This is a genomic window from Nitrospirales bacterium (assembly GCA_031315865.1).
Taxonomy (GTDB): domain Bacteria; phylum Nitrospirota; class Nitrospiria; order Nitrospirales; family UBA8639; genus JAGQKC01.
In genome coordinates this window covers 2,478,193-2,504,314 of record JALDRJ010000002.1, presented here as the reverse complement: position 1 = coordinate 2,504,314, position 26,122 = coordinate 2,478,193, and the positions used below count along the sequence as shown (strand labels likewise).

General features: G+C 49.2%; 19 protein-coding genes, 1 tRNA gene and 2 pseudogenes. 9 read left to right on the top strand and 13 right to left on the bottom strand.

Features of this window, described 5'->3' with window-relative positions:
- Positions 1–70 precede the first annotated feature (70 nt).
- The gene (locus tag MRJ96_11435; GenBank protein MDR4502051.1) at positions 71–1,180 is read left to right on the top strand and encodes an acyltransferase; all 1,110 of its coding nucleotides are present in this window, start codon (positions 71–73) and stop codon (positions 1,178–1,180) included.
- Here MRJ96_11435 and MRJ96_11430 read toward each other — a convergent pair.
- Positions 1,177–1,371 (bottom strand): annotated as a pseudogene (locus MRJ96_11430) (IS3 family transposase). The gene MRJ96_11435 and the pseudogene MRJ96_11430 overlap by 4 nt on opposite strands.
- Positions 1,372–1,490: 119 nt before the next feature.
- Here MRJ96_11430 and MRJ96_11425 point away from each other — a divergent pair.
- Positions 1,491–1,667 (top strand): hypothetical protein, encoded by a 177-nt coding sequence (locus MRJ96_11425; GenBank protein ID MDR4502050.1) that lies wholly within the window; start codon positions 1,491–1,493, stop codon positions 1,665–1,667.
- Here MRJ96_11425 and MRJ96_11420 read toward each other — a convergent pair.
- The 3 genes and pseudogenes from MRJ96_11420 to MRJ96_11410 form a co-directional block, all read right to left on the bottom strand.
- Positions 1,622–2,735 (bottom strand): annotated as a pseudogene (locus tag MRJ96_11420) (IS3 family transposase). The gene MRJ96_11425 and the pseudogene MRJ96_11420 sit on opposite strands and share 46 nt — an antisense overlap.
- A 134-nt stretch (positions 2,736–2,869) precedes the next feature.
- The gene (locus MRJ96_11415; protein ID MDR4502049.1) at positions 2,870–4,696 is read right to left on the bottom strand and encodes a right-handed parallel beta-helix repeat-containing protein; all 1,827 of its coding nucleotides are present in this window, start codon (positions 4,694–4,696) and stop codon (positions 2,870–2,872) included.
- 752 nt (positions 4,697–5,448) lie between these two features.
- Complete coding sequence (locus MRJ96_11410; GenBank protein ID MDR4502048.1) at positions 5,449–7,863, bottom strand: right-handed parallel beta-helix repeat-containing protein; 2,415 nt, start codon at positions 7,861–7,863, stop codon at positions 5,449–5,451.
- A gap of 1,303 nt (positions 7,864–9,166) precedes the next feature.
- On the opposite strand from MRJ96_11410, the gene MRJ96_11405 reads away from it, so the two are divergent.
- From MRJ96_11405 to MRJ96_11380, 6 genes are all read left to right on the top strand, one after another.
- Positions 9,167–10,363 carry a glycosyltransferase family 4 protein gene (locus MRJ96_11405; protein ID MDR4502047.1) on the top strand — a complete coding sequence of 399 codons (1,197 nt, stop codon included), beginning with the start codon at positions 9,167–9,169 and terminating at the stop codon, positions 10,361–10,363.
- A 25-nt stretch (positions 10,364–10,388) separates the two neighbouring features.
- Entirely contained in the window at positions 10,389–11,168 is a 780-nt protein-coding gene (locus MRJ96_11400) for a WecB/TagA/CpsF family glycosyltransferase (GenBank protein ID MDR4502046.1), read from the top strand.
- Between the two features lie 33 nt (positions 11,169–11,201).
- A complete protein-coding gene (gmd, locus tag MRJ96_11395) occupies positions 11,202–12,215 on the top strand; it encodes a GDP-mannose 4,6-dehydratase (GenBank protein MDR4502045.1) in 1,014 nt (337 codons plus the stop codon).
- 2 nt (positions 12,216–12,217) lie between these two features.
- Positions 12,218–13,177 carry a GDP-L-fucose synthase gene (locus tag MRJ96_11390; GenBank protein MDR4502044.1) on the top strand — a complete coding sequence of 320 codons (960 nt, stop codon included), beginning with the start codon at positions 12,218–12,220 and terminating at the stop codon, positions 13,175–13,177.
- Positions 13,178–13,325: 148 nt separating this feature from the next.
- Complete coding sequence (locus MRJ96_11385; protein ID MDR4502043.1) at positions 13,326–14,570, top strand: IS256 family transposase; 1,245 nt, start codon at positions 13,326–13,328, stop codon at positions 14,568–14,570.
- Positions 14,571–15,020: 450 nt separating this feature from the next.
- On the top strand, positions 15,021–15,686 hold the full coding sequence (locus tag MRJ96_11380) for a PEP-CTERM sorting domain-containing protein (GenBank protein ID MDR4502042.1): 666 nt from the start codon (positions 15,021–15,023) through the stop codon (positions 15,684–15,686).
- Between the two features lie 86 nt (positions 15,687–15,772).
- Here MRJ96_11380 and MRJ96_11375 read toward each other — a convergent pair.
- Both MRJ96_11375 and gltX read right to left on the bottom strand, forming a co-directional pair.
- Positions 15,773–15,846: transfer RNA gene (locus MRJ96_11375), tRNA-Gln, on the bottom strand.
- 116 nt (positions 15,847–15,962) lie between these two features.
- Positions 15,963–17,381 (bottom strand): glutamate--tRNA ligase, encoded by a 1,419-nt coding sequence (gene gltX, locus MRJ96_11370; GenBank protein MDR4502041.1) that lies wholly within the window; start codon positions 17,379–17,381, stop codon positions 15,963–15,965.
- A 237-nt stretch (positions 17,382–17,618) separates the two neighbouring features.
- Between gltX and MRJ96_11365 the strand changes: the two genes are divergently transcribed.
- The gene (locus tag MRJ96_11365) at positions 17,619–18,317 is read left to right on the top strand and encodes a SurA N-terminal domain-containing protein (protein ID MDR4502040.1); all 699 of its coding nucleotides are present in this window, start codon (positions 17,619–17,621) and stop codon (positions 18,315–18,317) included.
- A gap of 133 nt (positions 18,318–18,450) precedes the next feature.
- Here MRJ96_11365 and queA read toward each other — a convergent pair whose 3' ends face one another.
- The 7 genes from queA to MRJ96_11330 form a co-directional block, all read right to left on the bottom strand.
- The gene (queA, locus tag MRJ96_11360) at positions 18,451–19,470 is read right to left on the bottom strand and encodes a tRNA preQ1(34) S-adenosylmethionine ribosyltransferase-isomerase QueA (protein ID MDR4502039.1); all 1,020 of its coding nucleotides are present in this window, start codon (positions 19,468–19,470) and stop codon (positions 18,451–18,453) included.
- A 25-nt stretch (positions 19,471–19,495) separates the two neighbouring features.
- Positions 19,496–20,689 carry a SpoIID/LytB domain-containing protein gene (locus tag MRJ96_11355; GenBank protein ID MDR4502038.1) on the bottom strand — a complete coding sequence of 398 codons (1,194 nt, stop codon included), beginning with the start codon at positions 20,687–20,689 and terminating at the stop codon, positions 19,496–19,498.
- Positions 20,690–20,799: 110 nt separating this feature from the next.
- Positions 20,800–21,036: a DUF2905 domain-containing protein gene (locus MRJ96_11350; protein ID MDR4502037.1), complete on the bottom strand. Its 237-nt coding sequence runs from the start codon at positions 21,034–21,036 to the stop codon at positions 20,800–20,802.
- 9 nt (positions 21,037–21,045) lie between these two features.
- The gene (locus MRJ96_11345) at positions 21,046–22,056 is read right to left on the bottom strand and encodes an aspartate-semialdehyde dehydrogenase (protein MDR4502036.1); all 1,011 of its coding nucleotides are present in this window, start codon (positions 22,054–22,056) and stop codon (positions 21,046–21,048) included.
- A 27-nt stretch (positions 22,057–22,083) separates the two neighbouring features.
- Positions 22,084–23,289, bottom strand: coding sequence for a hypothetical protein (locus tag MRJ96_11340; protein ID MDR4502035.1), 1,206 nt, complete (start codon positions 23,287–23,289; stop codon positions 22,084–22,086).
- 1 nt (position 23,290) lies between these two features.
- Positions 23,291–24,367, bottom strand: a complete 1,077-nt coding sequence (leuB, locus tag MRJ96_11335) for a 3-isopropylmalate dehydrogenase (GenBank protein ID MDR4502034.1) — start codon at positions 24,365–24,367, stop codon at positions 23,291–23,293.
- A gap of 39 nt (positions 24,368–24,406) precedes the next feature.
- Positions 24,407–25,954 (bottom strand): 2-isopropylmalate synthase, encoded by a 1,548-nt coding sequence (locus tag MRJ96_11330; GenBank protein ID MDR4502033.1) that lies wholly within the window; start codon positions 25,952–25,954, stop codon positions 24,407–24,409.
- Between the last annotated feature and the right edge of the window lie 168 nt (positions 25,955–26,122).

The following is a 26,122-nucleotide window of genomic DNA, read 5'->3' as shown; positions in this document are numbered from 1 at the left end:
CAATTCATTATCTTAAAACAATTACAACCATCTCAGTGAGTTACACAAATTATTTCAGAATAATCACATAATGATACATAGGGAAATATCAGATAAAAAATTTCACATAAACTCCCTTGATGGACTAAGGGGTTTCGCTGCATTAATAGTGGTATTCAGCCACACGAGTAACTCAGGTATGTTTTTCATTCCTTTTCTTGACTTGAGAGGTATTGGAAAGTCAGGCGTGTTTCTATTCTTCCTTCTTAGCTCTTTTTTACTAACGCTTCCTTTACTGCATAAAGGCAAAGACATTCTGACAATTTCAGCAATGTCCCACTATTGGCAAAGACGTTTTTTTCGTATATACCCACTTTATACTCTTTATTTGCTGCTTGGCTTAATAAGTTCGTTTGTAATAAGTAGGTACTTAGGAATGCCTGATATAGGCGTTCCATTCTTTTTAGACTTCCCTGGCTTTGTAAATCATTTTCTTCTTTTAGAAGGGAAAGGGGTTACTTGGAGCATAGCGGTAGAATTTAAATTTTATTTTATACTTCCATTATTAGTTATTATCACTGTTTTTATTCGTTCCTATGGCTTTTTGAGCGTCATACTATTCTTTATAGTATTGATTATATGTTCTCAAATTATATCTCCTCAGCATGATTCTTTGACAAACGACTCCAGACTACTACCTTATATGCCAATTTTCATTATTGGTGTACTTCTCGCGGTTTTACAAGATTACATCCATAATAGTCAGTCAAATGAAATTGTTGTCAAAATTTGCAGACATTTAGGGTATATAGGTTTAGTTGGGGTAGTCGCTATGACACCTCTAGTTATTTCGTTGTTTGGGAATAGAGTTCCCAATAATTACCTTCATAAAGAATTTATTTTATATTCGATATTGTGGTCATTTGTTCTTTTATCTTCAATAAATTATAAAGGGCTTATCCGCAAGTTTTTCACCTTACCTATTCTTAGGTTTTATGGTGCATTAAGTTTTAGTTTATATCTCTTCCATCCTATTTTCTTGAACATTATAAAAAGACTAGAAATAAACGGGTATGCAAGTTTTTGGTTGGTCTTATTGAGTTCTACTATCGCGGCTTATTTTTCATTTAAAATTATTGAAGAACCTGCTTCAAAGTATGGTGCCATTGATCCTCCCCCACCAGATCGGACAGGGAGTTAAGCTGCCTGTTCAAAAACCATCGGGATCTGATGTCCAATTGCCGAATGCCTTCTCTGTCGATTGTAATACGTTTCGATGTATTCAAAGATGCTCGATTGATCCTGACGTCGCGTGCTATACCGCTCGCGGTGAATGAGTTCGACTTTCAGTGCATGCAAGAAACTCTCCGTCACCGCATTATCATAGCAGTTAGCCGTGTGCGAGTTATATTCGAAAGTGGTGTTTGCGGTGAGTTGAAAAGACGCGGCGTCTCGGGTTGAACTGGTTGTTGCCAGACATCCACATTCAACCACAAAGGAGAGACGCCACGATGCCAAAGAGTACCAAAACAGACGAGGCAGATCGAGGAACTACGGACACGCTGACGGAATTAATGCGGGTAGGCGCTCGCAAACTCATTGCGCAAGCCCTCGAAGCGGAGGGCACTTGTAAGCTTCCCCGTCAAGCGGACAGTTGCAAGGTAGAGTTTTCCGGTCTGGGTTCGTGAAATGTACACGGGGCTTTTCCTTGCAGCGCCTCGTGTGGTCGGCGTTCATTATAGACCGTCAGCCATTCCGCGGTGATCTCCGCACATCTTCCAAATTCCGAAACAAGTAGGGATCGAGCACCTCATTTCGATAGGTCCGATTAAACCGCTCAATGAAGGCATTCTGCGTGGGGCGCCCCGGCTGGATGTAATAGATCAATACCCGATTCGCTTTCCCCCAGTCTTGAAGACAGTGCGCTAAGAATTCTGGGCCATTATCCACCCGAATCATGTGAGGCAGATCACGTTCGGTTTTCAAGCGCTCAAGGACTCGAATGACCCGCTCCGCACGGAGCGACGTATCAATTTCAATCGCCAGTGCCTCTCGATTGAAGTCATCGATAATATTCAAGGTGCGAAACCGCGACCCGTGATACAAGGCATCACTCATGAAGTCGGCCGACCAGACTTCGTTCGGTCCTTCTGAGACAAATACTGGGAGTGAGGGTCGCTTGGGTAACCGAGGTTTGGTACGGCGGGGCTGATTGAGCCCTAATTGCCGATACACGCGATACATGCGTTTGTGATTCCAAGTATGGCCCAGGGCTCGTAACTGCCTCATATATTTCCACACGCCCCAGCAGGGATGCGTCTCAACTAACGCATTGAGGGCGTCGATCACTTCCTGGTCACGCACCTGTCAATCAACTGGCGCGTGATAGTACGCCGACCGAGCCAGTCTGAGGGCAGTACATCCTCGTACAATAGAGATGCCATGAGTTTCGTGCATCGTGTGCACCGCCTCACGTTTCTCGGTCGGCGTCAGAGCTTTTTTTCGATCACATCCTTGAGCGCCCGATTCTCTAAGGCCAGATCCGCGTACATGCGCTTGAGCTTGCTCAGTTCGCTCTCGGTTTCTTTGAGCCGCTTGAGATCTGAGGCCTCGAGCCCCCCGTACTTCGCTTTCCAATTATAATAGCTGGCATCATTGATCCCATGTTCCCGACAAAGAGCCTTGACCTTGATCCCGGCATCACCTTGCTTCAAGATGGCGACAATTTGGCTTTCGCTCAATCGAGTCCGTTTCATGAGAACCTCCTGGGCTATTCTGCCAGAACGCTCTACGTTTAATCTGTCCTCGATTGGGGGAAGCTTACATAAGGTTCGACCTAACAGAATTGAGCATTTTATGCGATCCAAACTGACAGAGCACCAGATGTATATTACCATGCACGGAAAGTGCTATTAGGGCCTTGACCAGTATTTTGCCATTCGTAATGAATAATATACCAAGCCCAATTGACTCCAGTTTCAGGCTCTGGGACGAAGTAGGTGTTCCGATCAAAGAAATTTTTCGAGAGATTGTCTACTTCAGAATCCGCTCCTACCACTCCCGTTTGAGCTGATCCAATCAGTTTGATCGTATTATCTACGACTTTCACGTTGTGAATCGTGGTCGAAGCAGGTGGGGCCAAGTCACCTATAGCATCTCTCATACAAATCCCATTACTGTCTTCCGTCGACTCCACGTGGTTATTGCGAATCGTCACATCTGAACTCATCAAGAGGTAAATTTGTGAACCATGAAAACAGGATTTGCCTATGTACTTCCGAGCATTATTGATCGTCACGTTATGATGGATGTCAGCTCCCCAAGAGGCTTCATGTTGAATGCCGTTGCCAATATTGCCCTCAACCCGGTTAAAGGCGATCTCGATATTGGGCCCTACGTTATAGTCATGATGGAGCCCGTGACCGTTGTTGTGATGGATCCAATTATTTTTCCAGGTTAGTCCAGTGACTCCCGTGGATGAGCCAATGACTTTGGCGGTTCCGGCGGTGGCCCAGGGAAGATTGCGCGTATTGTTATAGGAAATCTCGTTACCATCGATCAGCATGTTTTGATTGAGCCCCGGGCCAACAGTGATCCCGTACCGCCCATTATGGTGGATATGGTTATTCCGCAGTCTGATGCCTTGGCCAAGATGAATGCCGGTCTCATAGTTGTTTCGGATTTCATTGTTTTCGATTGTCCAGTAATCTCCAGCCTTGATGGTATTACGCGTTGCAAAATCATCATAGGCATTTTGGAAATTTTGGATGATCAGGCCGCGGATCGTGACATTTTGTTGATTGGGGTTGCCACTCCTTCCAGAAAAAGCATGGGTGATCGTATTGCGGCCATCCAGAATAGCCCCTGGTGCCCCAATGTATCGATCGTTCGCACGGGCGTCGATCGGCGCAGACAGTCGATGGGTACCGGCTTGAAAACAAAACGTAGTCCCAGCCGCATGCGATTGGACGATGTTCACAGCATTGCTAGTAGGAGCAATGGTGACGCCAGAGCAAATAGCAGGAGGCGCGAGGGTCTTAAGAGAGAGGGATGAAGTTTGTGAGGAATTGTTCGCCGGTGAAGCATCGTCAAACGCTGCAATCCGATAACTATACGTGGTATTAGCCTTTAAATTGAGATCGCTAAAGTGCGGTTCGGTCACGGTGGCAATCTGCGAACTATTGCGAAACACCTTGTAGCCTGCCACCTCTCCTCCACCCGTATCTCGAGAGGAAGTCCACCAGAGGACGATTTTCTTGTGACTGACAGCTTTCCCCGTAAAGTTTGGGGGGACTGTTGGCGCGGAGCCTGTGTTTCCGGATGATAATGGCGAGGACGTTGTGACGGTGGCGGTATTGGACTTGGGGGATTTATTGCGTGGCTTGGCGTTGTCGAACGCATCGACACGATAGCTATATTGGGTATTGGGTTGGGCAGTCGGGTCGCTATAGCTGGTGCTGGTGATATTCGCTTTCAGCTTCGCGCCATCGCGATAGACATCGTAGCCCGCCACGACGCCACCGCCCAAATCCGTAGAGGCCGTCCAGACTAGATTAACTTGTGTGGGACTGCTGGCAGTGGCCGTCAAGTTGCCAGGGATGGTTGGTGCCTCTGTGTCAGCGGCAAAGCTTGCACAACTGAATCCGGCAAAAATTACTAGACAAGCAGCGAAGAAGGGAATGCGAAAATGTCTACTGAGGGAATGACTGTAAGTCATAAGACTTTCCTTCCTTGAGTAGTTGTAATTTTTGTTTAAAAACGGACGAGTCATAAACATAGATGGGAATCCGACCGCTTGAGATCTCCATCAGAAATGCAGGGTTGGAGGAAAAAATCAAAAAACGAGGTGACGAGTATGTACGTCGATAAAAGAGAAAGTTCGTGAAGTCCCAGAACTTACACCAAAATATTTTCTCTCAGCATGTGCTCAAAAAAACCGTTTTGTTTTTTGGGAACGGCAAGCAATTTAAGTGCCGCAAAGAAATGTAATAAAAAAATTTCATGATACTTGTGCTAGAAAGTCTTTAATATTTGGGAGTTTACCAATGACTTGCATTTTGAAAAGAACCTAATAGAAGGTTGGCGAAAAAGTGTAATTACCGAATGAATCGGCATTCATTGAAACTACGTACACACAGTCGAATCTATACGTATACACAGTCGAATCTAAATGTAGCTATTTCAACTAGGTCCTTGTTGGGAGGGAGCAAGAAGGCCAGATGATAGTGTGGTAAAAAAGGTTGTCTCTGCTGATTGGTTAGTCCTTAGACGTTTACGTGCGTTGTTCAATCTGAGGTGGCTTCTGCTTTAGGCAGCAAAATGGATGAATAGTTTTTCTAAAATTTGTGGAGTGAAGCTTCAGCGACTACCCATTCAAGATGATGTCTCTGAGAGAATATCAATTCAGGGTCCAGTCCGAAGTGGACCAGACCCTGGTTTTTCCGTTATGCCTTACGGGATTTAAAATGACTACCATAAGAAAAACGAGCTATTGGCCCCTTGGCCTTTAGCCTGCCATTCTCCTTTATCGACATAATTGGTCCAGTGACGGCCCAAAATTGGCTCTGGGACGAAGTAGGTGTTCCGATCAAAGAAATTTTTCGAGAGATTGTCTACTTCAGAATCCGCTCCTACCACTCCCGTTTGAGCTGATCCAATCAGTTTGATCGTATTATCTACGACTTTCACGTTGTGAATCGTGGTCGAAGCAGGTGGGGCCAAGTCACCTATAGCATCTCTCATACAAATCCCATTACTGTCTTCCGTCGACTCCACGTGGTTATTGCGAATCGTCACATCTGAACTCATCAAGAGGTAAATTTGTGAACCATGAAAACAGGATTTGCCTATGTACTTCCGAGCATTATTGATCGTCACGTTATGATGGATGTCAGCTCCCCAAGAGGCTTCATGTTGAATGCCGTTGCCAATATTGCCCTCAACCCGGTTAAAGGCGATCTCGATATTGGGCCCTACGTTATAGTCATGATGGAGCCCGTGACCGTTGTTGTGATGGATCCAATTATTTTTCCAGGTTAGTCCAGTGACTCCCGTGGATGAGCCAATGACTTTGGCGGTTCCGGCGGTGGCCCAGGGAAGATTGCGCGTATTGTTATAGGAAATCTCGTTACCATCGATCAGCATGTTTTGATTGAGCCCCGGGCCAACAGTGATCCCGTACCGCCCATTATGGTGGATATGGTTATTCCGCAGTCTGATGCCTTGGCCAAGATGAATGCCGGTCTCATAGTTGTTTCGGATTTCATTGTTTTCGATTGTCCAGTAATCTCCAGCCTTGATGGTATTACGCGTTGCAAAATCATCATAGGCATTTTGGAAATTTTGGATGATCAGGCCGCGGATCGTGACATTTTGTTGATTGGGGTTGCCACTCCTTCCAGAAAAAGCATGGGTGATCGTATTGCGGCCATCCAGAATAGCCCCTGGTGCCCCAATGTATCGATCGTTCGCACGGGCGTCGATCGGCGCAGACAGTCGATGGGTACCGGCTTGAAAACAAAACGTAGTCCCAGCCGCATGCGATTGGACGATGTTCACAGCATTGTCAGTAGGAGCAATGGTGACGCCAACGCAGGCTGGTTCCTCGGCTGGTACTGCCACTTCAAGGGCGGGAGACAAGATAGAAAGATTTGCAGGTACGGCGTCGTCAAATGCAACAACACGATAACTATAGATAGTGTTGGCTTGCACGGCCAAATCGCTGTAGTGCGGTTCGGTTACAGTAGCAATCGATACGCCATCCCGGTAAACAATGTACCCCATGACCACACCTCCACTAGTATCCCGTGAAGATGTCCACCACAGAGTAACTTTTCTTGGATTAATGGCTTTTCCGGTCAAATTGGGCGGAACTGTTGGAAGATCGACATCACTAACAGGTGGTGTGGATTTTGGTGTTGTGACTGAGGCCGTATTGGATTTGGGGGACTTGTTGCGCGGGGAAGCATCATCGAACGCATCGACTTGGTAGCTATAAGTGGTATTAGGTTGGGCGGTCGGGTCGCTATAGCTGGTACTGGTGATATTCGCTTTCAGCTTTGCCCCATCTCGCCAGATGTCGTAGCCAGCCACAACGCCACCGCCCAAATCCGTAGAGGCCGTCCAGACTAGCTTAACTTGTGTGGGACTGCTAGCAGTGGCGGTGAGATTACTTGGAGTGGTTGGTCTGGCTGTATCATTGGTAGTGCTGGGCGTTGTAAGACTTACCATGTTTGATTTCCTTGACTTATTGCGTGGGGAAGCATCATCGAAGGCATCGACTTGATAGCTATAGATGGTGTTAGGTTGGGCCGTCGTGTCGCTAAAACTGGTACTGATGACGCTCGCTTTCAGCTTTGCACCATCGCGATAGATGTCGTAGCCCGCCACGACGCCACCGCCTAAATCTGTAGAAGCCGTCCATGACAAGTTGACTTGTGTGGGGCTGCTGGCGATAGCGGAGAGATTGCCGGGAGCAATGGGACCTTCGCTGTCGGTGGTCGTTGCGGTTCCAGGCATCGTAAGGCTTGCCGTATTAGATTTGGGGGACTTATTCCGCGGGGAAGCATCGTCAAAGGCATCGACCTGATAGCTATAGGTGGTGTTGGATTGGACCGTCAGGTCGCTATAACTAGTACTGGTCACATTATTCTTAATCTTGACGCCATTGCGGTAGACGTCGTAGCCCGCCACGACGCCACCGCCGAGATCAGTGGAGGCTCCCCAGGTCAGATCGACGCGAACCGAATTACTAACATTGGCCGTAAGATTACTGGGGATGGTTGGTGCTTCTGTGTCGGCGGCAAACGCACTGTTTATTGTTCCTCCCAATATCACAAGGCAGGTTGTCAGAAGAGAAATTGTATTGTTCCTGCATCGAGCCATACACTTACTCCTTTTTGAGTTAGGTTTGAGAGCATGCAGTCCATCAATTAGCTGTTCGCACGCTTCGTTGAGTTTTATGATGTTGATGTATGAATGCCTAAGCCTCCGTTAACGTTGCAGTCACGATGAATCTTTCCGACGAAGTTGTTTTATGTACTCGCTCTGGGTCGGTGTTCACTCAGACTGTGAATGGACAGAAGCTCATGTCGTCTTTGTCGGACTGATTGCCAAATTCTTGATGAGAATCTGGCGTCCGTTTCTCCACTATTTCTGTGGTTTTTGGGAGATGGGTTGTTGGGTCGAACTATTGGAAGAGTGGTGACCGTTGGAAATATTGACAGAATCGCGTCAGCGATGTGATGGAGAGTGTTTGTTGAAACTGAACCGCGGGCGATAGGATGTTAGAAAAAGGACGCCATCTTTGGACGGGGCAAAGCGGAGCAGGAATCAGGAAGCCGTGTGACCAGGCTTATGTTATTGCACAATGTAGAATAGTGTTTTTTCTTTGTTGAGTTGCCGCGAGCTTCGAAACAATGCGTGGGTCTTCATTCGTTCTAGCATTTTCTAAGACGAAGGCATGCGCTACTCGGGCTTCGACAGACAAGATGTGTGAGAACGTGGAAATATTAGTTCTCGTTTATATATACTGGGATTTTCGGTTGTCGCTATTTATGTCGTTAAATGTAAGATACTTTTCAGTTCACCGTTCCATTTTCCATCAGAAGACGTGCACGGAATACCGCAGTATCGTTTCGCCCTTGTTGTAAGCTGTAAACACGTGGTCTTTTGCCGGAGACGAGCTAGAAGGACATCGCAACAAATCTATTGTTGCCCTCGACGGCGAAGAGCTCCGCTTTAGACTAGACAGGCTTCTGTGGTGGCAAGAAGTGTTCACACGGGCCCGAAGAGTCGGTCATCACGTGTTCAGTCCGTTGAAGCTTGATGCTCTGCCAGAGCGTGCTCCGAGCACGACGCCTCACGTGCTAGTGTCAGCTGCGAGGAAGCGCCGCAAAGTCGATCAGCAACAAGTCAGACCCCTATGACTTGAAACTCCAAGCCTTCCAGGTGCAGAGTCAATGCCAAGCGGCTTGGGACAGAGGTAGCCGTATCGGATTTGTGAGCGACTGTAAAATAAACGCACACGTTTTACATTTGTAGCATTGCCGTCCGCTCTTGATGCCACTTTTAACTTTGTCAGGACTCATACACCAGGGACAATTCAGCATGGTCACCTCCAGAATATGGTGAGGAGACCACTTAACGTACATACCTTAAGTTAACAAAAGCCCTTACTTTTAAGACTATGAAAATACTTTTATGTCATAATTTCTTACGCTCATCGGCTCCCAGCGGCGAAGATGCTGCATATCGAAATGAACGATCGTTACTTGAATCTAACGGGCACAAAGTTTATGTCTTCGAACGGTTCAATGATCAAATCGATGAGTCAACCTTGATGAAACGACTTAGACTCGGGCTGGATACAGCATGGTCCCAAGAATCGTATCGTGACCTTTCAAATTTAATTAGGAAGACCCAACCCGATATCGTCCATTTCCATAACACGTTTCCAATGATTTCTCCCAGTGCCTATTTCGCATGTCGTGATAATAAGGTGCCGGTTGTCCAAACTCTGCACAACTACCGACTTATTTGCCCCAATGGACTTTTATTACGAAACAATCGTCCCTGTGAAGACTGCGTCGGCACATCTCTTATTCCTGCGCTTCAACACCGCTGTTATCGAAAATCCTTACCAGCAACGAGCGCTATTACATGGATGTTACTCCGCCATCGATGGCAAGATACTTATCGTCTCTTGGTTAATCGTTATATAGCCTTAACAGAATTTTCTGCAGGTCGTTACATAAAGGGTGGGTTTCAAAAAGAACAAATTGACGTCAAGCCTAATTTCCTGATGCACGATCCTAAACGTGGCCAGGGAAAAGGTAACTACGTTGTGTATGTAGGACGTTTAGCAGAAGAGAAAGGGGTGCGTACTCTACTGACTTCATGGCAATCGATGTCCGATCTTCCACTTAAGATCCTTGGGGATGGACCTCTGCGAAACTCTATGGAGGAACTCGCAAAGAAAAACAATCTTGCAGTTGAATTCTTAGGATATTGCACGCAAGAAATGATCCACAAAGTAGTGGGGGAAAGCCAATGCCTTATCATTCCATCAGAATGGTATGAAGGTTTCCCAATGGTCCTCTTAGAAGCGTACGCTTGTGGAACACCGGTTGTCTCGTCCCGTATCGGAAGTTTAGATTCAATTGTAAAAGAAGGTGAAAGTGGAGTAAAATTCGAACCAGGGAATCCAATAGATCTAGCAAAAAAAGTCAAGCAACTGACAGCTGATAAACATCGACTTTCTCGAATGAGGGATGGAGCATACTCTCTGTATCAAAGATACTACACTGCCGAACACAATTATTCGAAATTAATCGACATATATCATCGAACTATCGAGACATTTCACAATACAACATCAACATAAGTATGTGTAAGGAAATTTATACTTAATGCGGCAGGTGAGTTCTTTTCTTGGCGTCCTAATCGACCGCGCTTCTCTTAAGGATTGTGTCAACAAATCTCTCGGAGCTATATCTGGCATTGAAAGACCAGTGGTTTTTGCCTGTGCTAACCCCCACTCTCTGACTACGGCACAATCTGATACTTCCTTTAGAGACGCTCTTAACGAGGCGGATATTGTCGTTCCCGATGGAGTAGGCATTTCGCTACTGGCCAAGGTATGTGGCATTTCGCTAGGCCCAAGGATCACTGGTGCGGACTATTTTTTCGGAATTCTCAATGCTCTGTCTCAACTTGGATCTGGGAAAATCTACTTTTTTGGTTCTTCCTCAACAGTACTAGAGCTCATCGCCCAAAGATTTAAGGAAGATTTTCCATCTCTCAAGATTTGTGGACTTCAATCTCCACCTTTCGGCATGTGGGGAGACGAGGATAATGCTCACATGATTGAAGCAATCAATGAGGCTAAGCCAGACGTTCTATGGGTAGGGATGACTGCGCCAAAGCAGGAGAAATGGGTAAGTGCAAATCGTCACAAGCTGAATGTCCCAGTTATTGGCTCCATTGGTGCTGTGTTCGACTTTTATGCTCGTACGTTCCCTCGTGCACCTCAGTGGATGTGCAAGGCAGGACTGGAATGGCTCTATCGCCTCCTCAGAGAACCAAGGCGGATGTGGAAACGGAATTTTCTCTCTACCCCTCACTTCGTTGCACTATCTATCTACAGACATTTACTGAAAATCCAAGAATCTTCTCGCAGTTCAAACTAGGAAGCGTCCTGCCAACCGCCAACAACTTTCTTCATGAGGAAAAAAGCCTTAATTACAGGCATTACCGGTCAAGATGGCTCATATCTGGCTGATTTTTTGCTCGCCAAAGGATACGAGGTCTATGGAATTATCCGTCGTTCGAGCTCGTTTAACACCGGCCGCATTGATCAAATCTATCAAGATCCTCATGTGACCAACCCGCGCCTTCGCCTTGTTTTCGGGGATTTGAATGATGCGAGTTCACTCAATCATATCCTCCGGACCGTTCAGCCTGATGAGATCTATAACCTTGGAGCACAAAGTCATGTCCGGGTGAGCTTTGATATTCCAGAATATACTGCCGACGTGACCGGAGTTGGGACCGTTCGCTTGCTCGAGGCGATTCGCGAGTCAGGACTGACTCCGAAGTTCTATCAGGCCTCATCAAGCGAGATGTTCGGAAAAGTTCAAGACATTCCCCAACGGGAAACGACGCCATTTTACCCAAGAAGTCCGTACGGAGCGGCCAAGGTCTATTCATATTGGATCACCGTCAATTATCGAGAGGCCTACAATCTCTTTGCCTGTAATGGCATTTTATTTAACCATGAATCTCCAAGACGTGGCGAAACCTTCGTGACACGAAAGATTACGAAAGCGGCGGCTCGTATCAAGCTAGGCATTCAGGACACCCTCTTTCTTGGAAACCTTGATGCCAAGCGAGACTGGGGATTCGCTGGCGATTATGTGCAAGCCATGTGGCTCATGTTACAGGCGGATACGCCGGACGACTATGTCGTGGCCACTGGCGAATCCCATACGGTGAAAGAATTCCTCGAAGTGGCCTTTGATCGTGTACAGCTCAATTGGCAGGACTATGTCAGGATCGACCCTAAATATTATCGCCCGACAGAAGTCGATCTTCTGATCGGTGATGCGTCGAAAGCCAAAGCCACTCTAGAATGGGAACCCAAAGTACGCTTTGATGAGTTGGCCGCCATGATGGTTGATGCCGACCTTGCGCTTGAACGAGAGCGGCTCGAAGGCACTCAAGGGAAAAGGGCCTAGTCATGTCCTATTGGACTGATCAACGAGTAGTCGTTACAGGGGGGGCTGGTTTTCTAGGCTCCTTTGTCGTGGAGCAGCTCAAAATCAGAGGCTGCAACCAAGTCTTCGTGCCAAGAAGCAACGAGTACAACTTAGTAGATATGGATGCCGTCAAACGATTGTACAAAGACGCCAGGCCAGACATTGTGCTTCATCTCGCCGCTCGCGTAGGTGGTATTGGAGCCAACCAGACCAACGCTGGGAAGTTTTTTTATGACAACCTCATGATGGGCACCCAGCTTATGGAAATCGGACGACAGCGGGAGGTGAAAAAATTTGTGGCCCTCGCCACGATCTGTGCCTATCCCAACCTCACGCCCATCCCTTTCAAAGAAGATGACCTCTGGAATGGCTATCCAGAAGAGACCAACGCACCCTATGGCCTGGCCAAAAAGATGCTGTTGGTCCAGTCTCAGGCCTATCGTCAACAATATCAATTTTCCTCCATTGTCCTCTTCCCCGTTAATTTATTCGGTCCGCGCGATAACTTCGATCTTGAAACCTCACACGTCATTCCCGCATTGATTCGTAAGTGCGCAGAGGCCAAGAAGGCGGGGGAACCTGAGATTGTCTTATGGGGAGATGGTTCACCGAGCCGGGAATTCCTGTACGTCGAAGATGCCGCAGAAGGGATTCTTCTTGCCGCAGAAGAATACGATCAAAGCCTGCCGGTTAATCTTGGAACAGGATCCGAGATAACGATCCGCAGTCTTGCCGCTCTTATTGCCGAAGAAGTGGGATTTTCTGGTGATATTGTCTGGGACACGTCAAAGCCCAATGGCCAGCCACGGCGATGCCTAGATGTCGGCCGGGCCAAACAGTTGTTTGGCTTTCACGCCAAACATTCGTTAGAGGAAGGTCTACGAAACACGATTCAATGGTTCCAAGCTCATCAAGACTCTCTTCGTGAAGTCCACTTCTGACCCTATAAAATTTTCACCTACCTCTAAGCACCAAGGAGCTATACTCGAAAGTGGTGTCTGATGTGAGTTGAAAAGACGCGGCGTCTCGGGTTGAACTGGGTGTTGCGAGACATCCTTAGATCAACCTCAAAAAAGGAGAGACGCCACGATGCAAGAGAGTACCAAACGACAACCAGAAGAGCCAGTGAGTCGGGATACGTTGACCGAGTTGCTGCGGACAGGAGCCCGGCGCCTGCTGGCTCATGCATTGGAAGCGGAGCGAGCGGAGCTAGTAGCTCAGTATGCTAAGCAGCAAGATGAGCATGGCCGGGCCATCGTCGTCGGCAATGGGTATCAGCCTGCGCGTGAGATTCAGACGGGGATCGGGCCGGTGACGGTTCAGGTGCCGAAGGTCCGGAGTCGGCAAGGCGAACCGGTCACGTTTCGCTCCGCGCTGGTCCCGCCCGACGTGCGCAAGACAGCCAGCTTCGAAGCGGCGGTCCCGTGGCTGTATTTGAAAGGGATTTCGGCGGGCGAGATGCAGACGGCCCTGGAAGTTTTAGTCGGTCCCGACGCCAAGGGGCTCTCGGCCAGCACGGTCGCCCGCCTGAAGCACACCTGGCGCGAAGAGTATGAGGCCTGGCGACAGCGTCGCATTGATAAAGAGCAGTGGGTGTATCTCTGGGTCGATGGGATCTACACTGGGCTCCGGGCTGACCAGCAGCGACTGTGTGTGTTGGTCGTCATCGGCGTGAACGCCCGAGGCGAGAAACACTTCTTGGCCATTGAGGATGGCGTGCGCGAGTCGACGCAGAGCTGGCGGGAGGTGCTCGCGAATCTGCAAGCCCGAGGGATGAAGGCGCCGAAGGTCGCGGTGGGAGACGGCGCGATGGGCTTCTGGGCGGCCTTGGAAGAACTCTATCCCACGACCCGACAGCAACGCTGTTGGGTGCACAAGACCCGCAATGTGTTGAATGCCTTACCCACGACTGTACAGCCGAAAGCGAAACAGGCGTTACACGAGATCTGGCAAGCTGAAACGAAAGCGGCCGCTGAACAGGCCTTCGACAGTTTTCTGAAGATCTACGAGCCGAAGTATCCGAAAGCGACGGGGTGTTTGCAGAAAGACCGGGAGGAGCTCCTGACGTTCTACGCGTTTCCAGCACACCATTGGCAGAGTCTGCGCACCACGAATCCGATCGAATCGACCTTTGAGACCATTCGGCATCGGACGAAGCAGACGAACGGCTGTCTCACACGCGATGGCATGCTCCACATGATGTTCAAGTTAGGGCAGTGTGCCGAACGGACCTGGCGACGGCTGCGCGGTTTCCAGCAGTTGCCCCAGGTGATCGAAGGGAGCCAGTTTACCGATGGAATGGAACAAACACTCAGTGATCCGGTCGCCGCGTGAACAACGACTCAGACACTACTTTTGACAATAGGTCAGCACCAAGCCGTTCAGTCGACAAATAAGAGCACAAAAGAAGCAAGATACGTTTCTCCCGCAGAGCGGGAGGTTGCACTCTGGCTCTTGAATCCACGAATATGCCATGAAAATCTAGTACCGTTTTTTGCTTTGATACGAAATCTATAAATATGTACATGAATCGCCACCGACGGCCAACTCACGAATCTATAAACATTTCGAACTTCTTTGCTGCCCTGCGGCATCTTAATCTCACCAACTAAGCCCAGCATAAATACGTATTTTTTACGTTAATTTCGTACACGTCATTCTCAAAACTTTTATGTTACGTGACGTTGCTTTTAGTATTGCCCCATGATATAAGGTTCGTTCGTGCTTTCATCAAGTATAGTATGTGCTAAATTTAATTCTCAATTTAATAGGGAGGTTTCATTCATGACATTCCGTAAATTAAGTAGAAAACTCTGCGTCGCAACGCTCACCTTAGCCTTCCTTCTTCCTACCACAACTACACTCGCAGCTATCATTCATTTTGATGATGACCTAGTCGATGGAGGTACCATCACCTTCGACACAAACACAGGAGGGACATTCTCTGGATCTGGAATTGCCATAGACAGGGTGAGAGCTGACTCTACGGCTCTTAACTGTACTAACTGCTCCCTTAGCTTTGAAACTGGTCCATTACTCTCGGCAGCTGGAGGATTCTATACGTATGGTGGAGGTGGATCCATCTTGATTGAAGGTGGAACATCTGGGGGATTAAATCTTCCCAATACTACATTATTAACAGGGTCGTTTAGCGATACTTCTAACTTCGTTGTTTCGACAGATTCTTTCACCACGTCCGGTGGAACAGGAAGTGACACGAAAAACCCTGACTTGATTGCTTATTTTGGTGAGACCGGGCCATTCGGATTTTCTTTTTCCACACTATCATTTGGTAAGCCTACAGAAATTAATCCTGGGGTTTTTCAAGCAACCGTGTCTGAAGTCGACCTTATCAATACTCCGGTACCTAATCCAGTCCCTGTCCCCAGTGCAGTGCTGCTTATGGGCACGGGATTGATGGGATTGATTTTATTCCGTAGATTAAAATAATCCTTTCAAATCTTTCAGCGTAAAAAAGCGGGTTGAGAAATATCTTCTCAACCCGCTTTTTTCTGCCAGCTCATCCCATCATTAAATGGCTGGGGGAGAAGGATTCGAACCCTCACAGACAGAACCAGAATCTGCCGTCCTACCCTTAGACGATCCCCCAACTCGTCAATTAGCTTAGTCGAGAATTTCAGATTGAGTCAAGAAGAATTTCAGGAAATAGAGAGCGCAAAAATCCTGAATTCAGACGATCTTCGGCAGCTGGCTAACGATCTGGCTTCATCCTGGTTTCATCTGGGCCATAGCGGCCTGAAGACGATCCAATGTCCGTGTTTTACCCAGAAGTTCCATTACTTCGTAGATGCCAGGGCTGACCGTGCCTCCTGTCAGCGCAACTCGAATCGGCTGCGCAAGTTTCCCCATCTTGAGGCCATCCTCTTCGAGTATTTCCTTGAGAATGCGTTCGAGAACCTCTTTGTTGAATGCGCCTTCTGCCTCGACCCGATCCGCGAACTTTTTCAGACTGGAAGCAATGGGCGGCGTCAAAAACTTTTTCGCCGCGCTTTCTTCAAGCGTGATCGTGTCTGCCAGGTACGGGGCCGCACCGTTGACCATGTCAAGTAACGTTTCTGACCGTTCTCGTAAGGGAGACACCAACCCCTCCACGCCACCAGGAATTCTCGAAAATGCTGTCTCATCATAGCCCTCCTTTTTGAGGTGAGGAGTTAAATAGATCGCAACATGGTGTGGATCACTCGAACGGATATACTGGGCATTCAACCACCGTAATTTTTCAGGGTTGAATACCGCGGGAGACGACTGCACGTGATCGAAACTAAACCAGTCGATCATTTCCTGCCTTGAAAAAATTTCTTGATCACCATGTGACCATCCTAATCGTACCAGGTAGTTCACGAGGGCTTCAGGCAGATAGCCCATCTCCCGGTACGCAAGAACCGACATGGCCCCATGGCGTTTTGAAAGACGTGACTTATCCGAACCCAAAATCATCGGCAAATGCGCGAATTGAGGGACCGGAAACCCAAGCGCTTCAAAGAGCGTGACCTGCCTTGGGGTGTTATTGACGTGATCGTCCCCGCGAATCACGTGACTCATCTTCATCAACGCATCATCGATGACGACCGAAAAATTATACGTGGCGTAGCCATTGGATCGGAGAAGAATCAAATCATCGAGGACTTGATTCTCAAACACGATCCGGCCCTTGATGAGATCATCGATGACCGTTTGCCCCACTTGAGGCGAACGAAATCGCAACGCTGCCGGCTCAGGAGGATTATGAAGACCTTTTTCACGACATCGACCATCATAGTGTATTGAGTCACCTCTAGCCTGCGCATCCTTGCGTCGAATTTCTAATTCCTCTGGAGTACAGACACACCAATAGGCTTTGCCCTGCTCCAATAACGTCATCGCGTATTGGCGGTATAGTTCGAGTCGATCAGTTTGTCGATAGGGTCCTTCATCCCAATTAAGGCCCGTCCATTCAAGGCTATCGAGAATGATTTGGATCGCCTCATCGGTCGAACGGTCTCGGTCCGTATCCTCGATTCGCAGGATAAACGTCCCCCCCTTTTGCCGAGCAAAGAGCCAATTGAATAACGCCGTCCTGACTCCTCCGATGTGAAGAGAACCGGTGGGACTGGGAGCAAAGCGAACTCGAACCTCAGAAGACATGGGCAGCCCGTGAAGCGTCAAGCGGAACACGCGATGAATGATGCAGAAGATAGAATGCAGGAAAGATTTGGCGTGAAACGTTGAACAAGAAGTGCTTGGAGTTCATGCGCACCTCATTACCATGAGACTTGATCGGATGTAAAGTCATCACGCGGCCTTTTACCTTGCCTTTCCAATGACCCTCACTTACAATTTCTTCCCGTACCGATTGAACACCATCAAGCTGAAGGAGTGGTCATGCTTCGTACGATGCGAGAAGGGTCCGAAAAACATCCATGGATTCTGTGGGCGATACTCATCGCGATTACCGTAACGTTTGTCATTGTTGGAGCCTGGGATTACGAAGGAAACCCCACCAATACGGTTGCTGAAGTCGGGCCGTATACAGTCTCGCTTCAAGAATTTCGCCGAACCTACGACAACTATGACCGTTTTTACCGCGATCAGCTCAAACAAGAAGACATCCAGGAAGAACAGATCAAACAGCTAGCGCTCAACGCCCTGATTGACGCCAAAGCCTGGACGCTCCTGGCTGACGAATGGGAACTGGAGATTTCGGAAGAAGAACTGAGAAATTCCATTTTGGAACAGAGAGAGTTTCAAAAAGATGGAACCTTCGACCCGCAATTTTATCAGCGCATTCTCGCCAATAATCGTATGACGCCTGGGGAGTTTGAAAGTCAACGTCGAATCGAGTTGCGCCGAGACAAGGCCCGGCTGCTTGTTACCGAATCGACGACATTGACGCCTGAGGAATTGAAGGAAGTTGATGAATTGGCCAAACGTCAAGCAAAAGAGGGCGAAGAGCCTGACCCGCAAACCAAGGAACGCATTCGCCTCCAGTTCTTGCTCCAAAAAAAGCAGCGAGCGCTGCAAGCGTTTCAAACAGCTTTACGATCACAGAATAATATCGTCATTCATGATCATCTACTCTAATCGAATCTAATCGAACGTTCAAAAGATTCTCTGAATTCAACTTCATATATGTCTGATAGATCGCCACTTGTATTTCGTCAAAGGTATATTCTGTGAACCTTCTTCCTACAGCCCACACTTCACGAGAGACGAGCTATTGGATGAGCATGGCATCTCCATAACTATAGAAACGGTAACGTTCCTTGACGGCATGTTCATAGGCTAATCGGGACTGTTCGAGGCCCGTGAAGGCCGCAAGAAGCATGAGCAGTGTTGTGCCGGGGAGATGAAAATTCGTCATGAGCACATCAACCACGCGAAACTCATAGCCAGGAGTCACGAAGAGATTCGTGTAGCCTTCCTGAGACTTGATGTGTCCATTCGCATCGCAGGCAGTTTCCAGGCTCCTCGTCACCGTCGTCCCGACAGCAACCACACGCCCACCCTTCTCCTTCGTACGATTGATCGCGTGGGCGGTTTCGTTCGATATCTGGAACCATTCTCCTTCCATCTGATGGTCTTCAATGCGATCGACTGTCACAGGCCGAAACGTTCCCAGGCCAACATGGAGAGTAATCGGCGCCACGTTGATCCCACGCCGATTCAACTCCTCGAGGATCCGGGACGTAAAATGCAGCCCGGCAGTCGGCGCAGCAATCGCGCCGGCTGTTTGAGCGAATATCGTTTGATAGTCGTGAGTGTCTTCTGTCGTCGCTTGACGTTTCAGGTACGGTGGTAAGGGCATTTGCCCGACCCGTTGCACATACTCCATCCACGGCTCCGGACTCTTCACGGCAATCACCGTTCGTTCCTGACTACGCTCTTCAACCCTCGCTTCCGCACCGCCTTCCAGACTGATCCGCTGCCCCGCATGGACCTTGCCTTTAATCAACACTTCCCAGCGATCTTCTCCACAGGAGCGCACCACTAATAATTCAACCTTTCCTCCGGTCGGAGATTTTGTCCCGGATAATTTCGCGGGAATCACTTTCGTGTTATTCACGATAACCAGATCTCCCGGATTCAATAATCGAGGCAGATCGACGATACGATGGTCTTGATACGGCCCGGTTCGTCGAGGAACCACCAACAATTTGGCCTGATCACGTGGACGGACCGGACGAGAAGCAATCAGGGAAGGATCGAATGGAAATTGAAAATCATCGAGCTGCATGAGCTCAGACAGGCAGAATAAATGATTAGGGCGTTAATATTGGAGGCGTCAAGGTCACCTGAGAGAGCGGCAACACGTCAGTCTCTGGGTAATAGTAACGTACGATAGCCTCATAGCCATACCCGAGGTCGGCCATTTCTTTCATCCCCCACTGACAGAGTCCGACGCCATGGCCTGCGCCTTTTCCTTTCACGACCAATTCCCGACCGAGGCTTTCAATCTGAAATTGTGTGCTGAGGATCGTGGAATACCCCGCTATTCGACGAAAATCTTGGCCGGTGACGATTAATTGTCCTCGAGAATGGAGGATACGGATACGATCAATGCGTCCGGAAGGGGTTTGCGTAAATGGCGTGATCGTGGCGATCGAGCCGACCTCATAATCCAGTTTCCGAAATTTTCGCTCTAGGGTTTCCAATGAAATGGCCGCCTGCCATCGATACCGGGGCGATTGATCATCGAATGGACATTCCACTCCCTTGAGGTAAGGCACATTCACGTCCCACACGTAAGACGCATCCTCTGTCGGTCCAGCGGCAGTGGATGAATAGGCCGCCAGAATTGGACGCTGTTGATACGTAATCACTTTCCCTTTGGTTTGACGAATCGCGGACTGGACTTTTTCATCGACCTGCGCTTGCCCTTCATACACCTGATCCTGCACGCTCGACACCACGTCGTATGGTTGTTCTTGATTCATCATTTTTTTATACAGCACATAGGTCCGCGCCGCTACGGCCTGAGCCTTGAGCGCCTCTGGATGCCAACTGGTGTTAATTTCTCCCGTCACCACGCCAGCCACATAATCTTCCACATCCACGTGATTCACGACCAACAAGCGCCCCTGATAATGCCGAATTTCCACACGGCCTTTTAATTGCCATTCTTTCGCTGGCTCGCGAACCGACTCTGCTGTAGAATCTGAGACGCTCACTCTCAGCTCCCCACGGTGGGCCCGAGCGATGACTCGCGTGAATGACAGCCGACGGCCGCTGACTTTTAAGCCTCGACGTAGAGGTTCGATATGCACTGGAGAAAACTCGACAACTTGCCGGCCGGAAGGAAAACGAAGATCAATTGGGTGACTGGACGTGAGCATGACATGTGCCGCACTGTCTGAAAGCGACACACGAATATCCTCGGAAGCCAATCCCACTATTGGCCTGACACCAAGTAGTCCGAGCACGATAAAAAACACACGTAAAGATGTCAGAATCATTGGTTGTTTTCAGTTATCACCATGCAGTTTTCACACACACCGCCATTCATATAGCTGCGTTGTGACCGCCAGTCCCCATAACTACCGACATCGCACGGCTTACGATGTTTTCATCGTTTCATGAATAAATACAGCAGAAGACTTCCGATCACGCTGATGAGAATGCTTGTCGCGAAGGGGAAATAGAAGGTGAAATTTTCACGTTTCACGACGATATCGCCGGGCAATCGACCGAGCCAGCTCATTCCAGACCCCGGCCATTTTCCTACAATCAAAAAAATCACTCCGAGAGCGACAACCGACAGGCCCATTACTAATAAGAGTTTTCCCAGACCAGTAAAATCCATGTCCGAGCCTCACTGAATGAGCACCTCGGCGATTTGTACGGCATTCAACGCCGCGCCTTTGCGAAGATTATCCGCTACCACCCAGAGATTCAGGCCATTCGCGATGGACTCATCTTCCCGAACGCGTCCCACATAGACCACATCGGTTCCGGCCACATCTTTTTGCAAGGGGTAGATGTTATGAGAGGGATCGTCATACACGAACACTCCTGGCGATTCCGAGAGAATCGCTCTGGCCTCATTGGCCGTCAATCGTGCCTTCGTTTCAATATTGATCGATTCGGCATGGCTGACAAAAACCGGCACCCGCACGGTCGTGGCAGTTACTTGAATCATATCATCTTCCATGATTTTCTTGGTTTCATTCACCATCTTCATTTCTTCTTTGGTGTAGCCAGACGGCAAAAAATCATCAATATGAGGCAAACAATTAAAGGCGATATGATGGGGATAGACTTCAGGAGTCGCTTCCTGCAAGCTCATCAATCGACGAGATTGCTGAGCCAGTTCCTCCATCGCCTCCTTCCCCGTGCCCGAGACAGACTGAAACGTCGTCACCACCACTCGTTTGATACACACGGCTTCATGCAGCGGTTTTAGAACGACAACCATTTGAATCGTCGAACAGTTCGGATTGGCAATGATCCCATCATGCCCGTCCAAGGCATGAGCATTCACTTCAGGAACCACCAGCGGCACCTGCGGATCCATCCGCCAGGCCGAACTATTGTCGATCACGACGGTCCCTGTATTGGCAGCAATAGGAGCGAACTCTTGACTAATTCCGGAGCCAGCTGAAAAGAGAGCGATATCAATACCGGCAAAAGAGGTCGGTTCTAAGATTTTGACAGTCACGTCACTTCCATGAAACGAGACATGCTCTCCCGCTGAACGGGACGACGCCAGAGGCAAGAGCTGATCGACAGGAAACTTTCGTTCTTCGAGGATGCGAAGCATCTCGGTCCCAACCGCGCCAGTCGCACCGACGACGGCCACGTTATAGGCAGATTTTTTTTCCATGTTCTGGCGAGTCCTTATATATGGATTTCAGGTCGGAATGTAACGAATTCGGTGATTAAACGTGTCCGCGATCGCGATATTCCCTTGAGGATCGCTAGCCACGCCGAACGGGAAATTCAAACTACTCTGTCCTGGCGAGCCTCCATCTCCTGAAAATTGTCCCATTCCATTGCCCGCGAGCACGGTCATGGTATTCGCTTTCGGGTCCCATTTTCGGATTAAATGATTGTCAGAATCCGTGATCAAGAGATAGCCCCGTTGATCGAAGGCGATACCATAGGGCCGGGCGACAGACAGCTCACCTTCATTACTCGTAGGCTCATAACTATAGGCCTGTCCGTGCCCCAGAACGGTCTCGATCGTCCCTGAGGTAAGGTCCACTTTGCGAATGCGGTTATTGAACGTGTCGGCCACGAACAGATAGCCTTCTTCATCGAGCGCTAATCCGCTAGGACCGGCTAGACTGGCCTCGACGGCAGGCATATCATCGCCGTTATAAATAGCCTCACCGGTGCCGGCAACGGTGGTAATCACACCCGTGGTCGTGTCAATCATGCGAATTCGGTTATTACTTTGATCCGCGATATAGAGGCGCCCTTTTCGGTCGATAACCAATGCCACCGGTTCATTCAGCATCGCCGACCGTGCATCACCATGATCACCAGCCCATTTGGCCTTGCCGGTGCCCGCGATCGTTTGAATAATTTGGGTCGAAGGATCGATTCGTCGAACCCGATGGTTCAAGGTATCCGCAACGTACATCACGCCGGCATCATCGATCGCAAGCCCAGAGGGAAAATTCAACATCGCCTGCGTGGCAGGCCCGCCGTCACCTCCAAACCGGGATTCCGTCGGAGCCGTCCCACCCCAATACCGCACCGTTCCGCTCAAGTCCGGCGTGTGTTCGTACGCCCCTGCCGGATTATCCGCGAAATCGGCAAGAAGATCTTCAGGTTCGTTTGACGCTTCGTGTTTAGGGGAAGGAGCTGGCGTCGCTGGCACTGCTTCATGCACTCGTCCCACAATGGTTCGTATCACGCCAGAGTCATGATCGATTTTTCGAATGGCGTGATTTTCAGAATCGACCACATAGAGGTTTCCAGACGAATCAAAGACCACCTGCTTTGGTTCATTCACCGAAGCAGCAGTCGAAACGTTCCCGTCCCCGAAGAGCCCTGGTTCACCTGTGCCCGCAATGGTTCCAATACGTCCAGAGAGGATTGACGTACGCATGCTAGAACCGTCCCAGATTCTGAAGAATTCTGTCTCCCATTTCCTTCGTCCCCAACAGAGTGGTCCCCTTGTCTTCAATATCTTTCGTTCGATAGCCTTGATCGAGCGTGGCTTGAATCGCCCGTTCTATGAGTTCGGCTTCTTTCGGCAGGTCAAACGCATGGTGCAGCATCATCGCCACCGACGCGATCGTTCCGATAGGATTGGCCATGTTCTTTCCGGCAATATCGGGTGCGCTTCCATGGATCGGCTCAAACATCCCCACGGTGGAACCGACACTCGCGGAAGGCAACATGCCGATCGATCCCGTAAGCATCGCAGCTTCATCGCTCAAGATGTCGCCAAAAAGATTCGTCGTGACAATCACGTCGAATTGTTTCGGATTGCGCACCAATTGCATCGCGCAATTATCGACATACATATGTCGCAATTCAACGTCGGCATAATGTTGGTGAACATCGGTCATGACACGACGCCACAACTCCGAGGACTCGAGCACGTTGGCCTTGTCGATGGATGTCACGACACGACGCCGTTTTTGCGCCGCCTGAAACGCCACGTGAGCAATCCGCGTGATTTCTTCCGTGGTATAGACTTCTGTGTTGATCCCCCTGTGTCCAGTCGCCGTTTCTTCGATGCCCTTGGGCTTCCCGAAATAAATTCCACCGGTGAGTTCTCTCACGACCAGCACATCAATGCCTTCGATCACTTCAGGCTTGAGAGTCGAGGCCTGTATCAACGCTGAGTAAACCTTCGCCGGTCGAAGATTGGCGAACAGCCCCAGTTGCTCGCGCAACCCCAACAGAGCCCGTTCAGGACGACGTTCATATTCCAGGCCTTCCCATTGAGGTCCCCCAACCGCTCCCAGCAAGACGGCATCGCTGTTCTTGGCCAGTTCCAATGATTCAGGCGGCAGCGGGACACCAACCGAATCGATCGCCGTCCCGCCGACTTGTCCATGTTCACACTCAAAGACATGATCAAATCGCGCCCCAATCGACGCTAGAACTTTTAACGCCTCAGGGACAATCTCCTGACCTATTCCATCTCCAGAAAACACGGCAATTTTTTTTCTCATAGTCCTCGCCTCAACAAAAATAATCTATGGATGTATCTATTAACATAAAGGAATTTTTCGTTCTGCCCGCGCATGTCGCTCCAAAAGAGAGGTAAGTTTATTCAGTGCGTTCAAGTAGGCATGGGCGGAGGCCACGATAATATCCGTATTGGATCCATGCCCCGTTACCATTTCGCCATTTTCCTCTACCCGCACAGACACTTCTCCTTGAGCATCGGTCCCCCCCGTAATGGCTTTGACGATATAGGCTTTCAACTGACTCTTGGTCTCTGTCAGACTGGCGATCACACGATAGACCGCGTCAACCGGACCATCGCCTGACCCGCTCTGTTTCACGACACGACCGTCCACATCAAGCTCGACCGTGGCTTGAGGTTTCTCGCCCAAACCACTTTCGACTGATAGGCCTTTCAAGACATAGCGTTCCGGGATTCGAATCGCCGCCTCCGAGACGATGGCTTCAAGGTCCTCTTCGAACAATTCTTTTTTCTGATCCGCTAGTCGCTTGAAACGATCGAAGGATTCGTTAATTTCCTCATCAGACAGTGTGTAGCCAAGCCGCGTTAATTCCTCGCGAAAGGCGTGACGTCCCGACAATTTTCCCATGACGAGACGACTTTGGGTCAATCCAATGGATTGTGGCCGCATGATTTCATAGGTGTTTTTTTCTTTCAGGAGTCCGTCTTGGTGAATGCCGGAGGTATGGGCGAACGCGTTCGCCCCAACGATCGCTTTATTGGGTTGAACCAGCATGCCGGTAATCTTGCTGACCAGGCGACTGCTCTTGGAGATTTCTTCCGTAATGATTTGGGTGTCGGCATCATAGAAATCTTTTCGCGTCCGTAACCCCATCGCGATTTCCTCGAGTGACGCATTGCCGGCTCGCTCTCCGATACCGTTAATCGTACATTCCACTTGTCCTGCGCCTGCATGAATGGCGGCCATGGAATTTCCGACAGCAAGCCCCAGGTCATTGTGGCAGTGAACGGAAAAGACGGCTTGATCACTATTCTTCACTCGCTCACGCAACGTTCGGATGATGTGTCCAAACTCCTGTGGAGTGGCATACCCAACGGTATCAGGAATATTGACGGTCCTTGCCCCTGCGTCAATCACTGCTTCAACTACTTCGCAGAGATACGATAAATCAGACCGTGTCGCATCCATCGGAGAAAACTCGACATCATCAACATAGCTCCGAGCATGCTGGACCATCTCAACCGCCCGCACACGTGCTTCATCACGGGTCATCCGAAACTGGTGTGTTAAATGAATATCTGACGTCGAAAGAAACGTGTGAATACGCCGCTTCGGAGCTCCCTTGAGCGCTTCCCAGGCCCGGTCGATATCTTCCGGCTTGGCCCGGGCCAGGCTACAAATCACAGGACCCTCCACCTCTTGCCCAATCCTCGTAATGGCCTCAAAGTCGCCGGGGGAACTAAACGCAAATCCCGCTTCAATGATGTCGACATTGAGCCGAGCGAGTTGTTTGGCTACCAGGACCTTTTCTTCAATGTTCATGCTGGCGCCAGGAGATTGCTCTCCATCGCGCAAAGTTGTATCAAAGATCCTGATCATTCGTGCCATAACGTATTCCTCCTCTGATAAAAAAGCCTTCCTCCCGATCGATCGGGACGAAGGCTCAGGATTGACCGCGGCACCCGATCGAACTCGAACTAGTCCTTTGCCAGGAGAAGACAGAAAAAACGATGTCGAGTCATCGTCGTAGGTTGTTCATGGAATGACGGCATATTC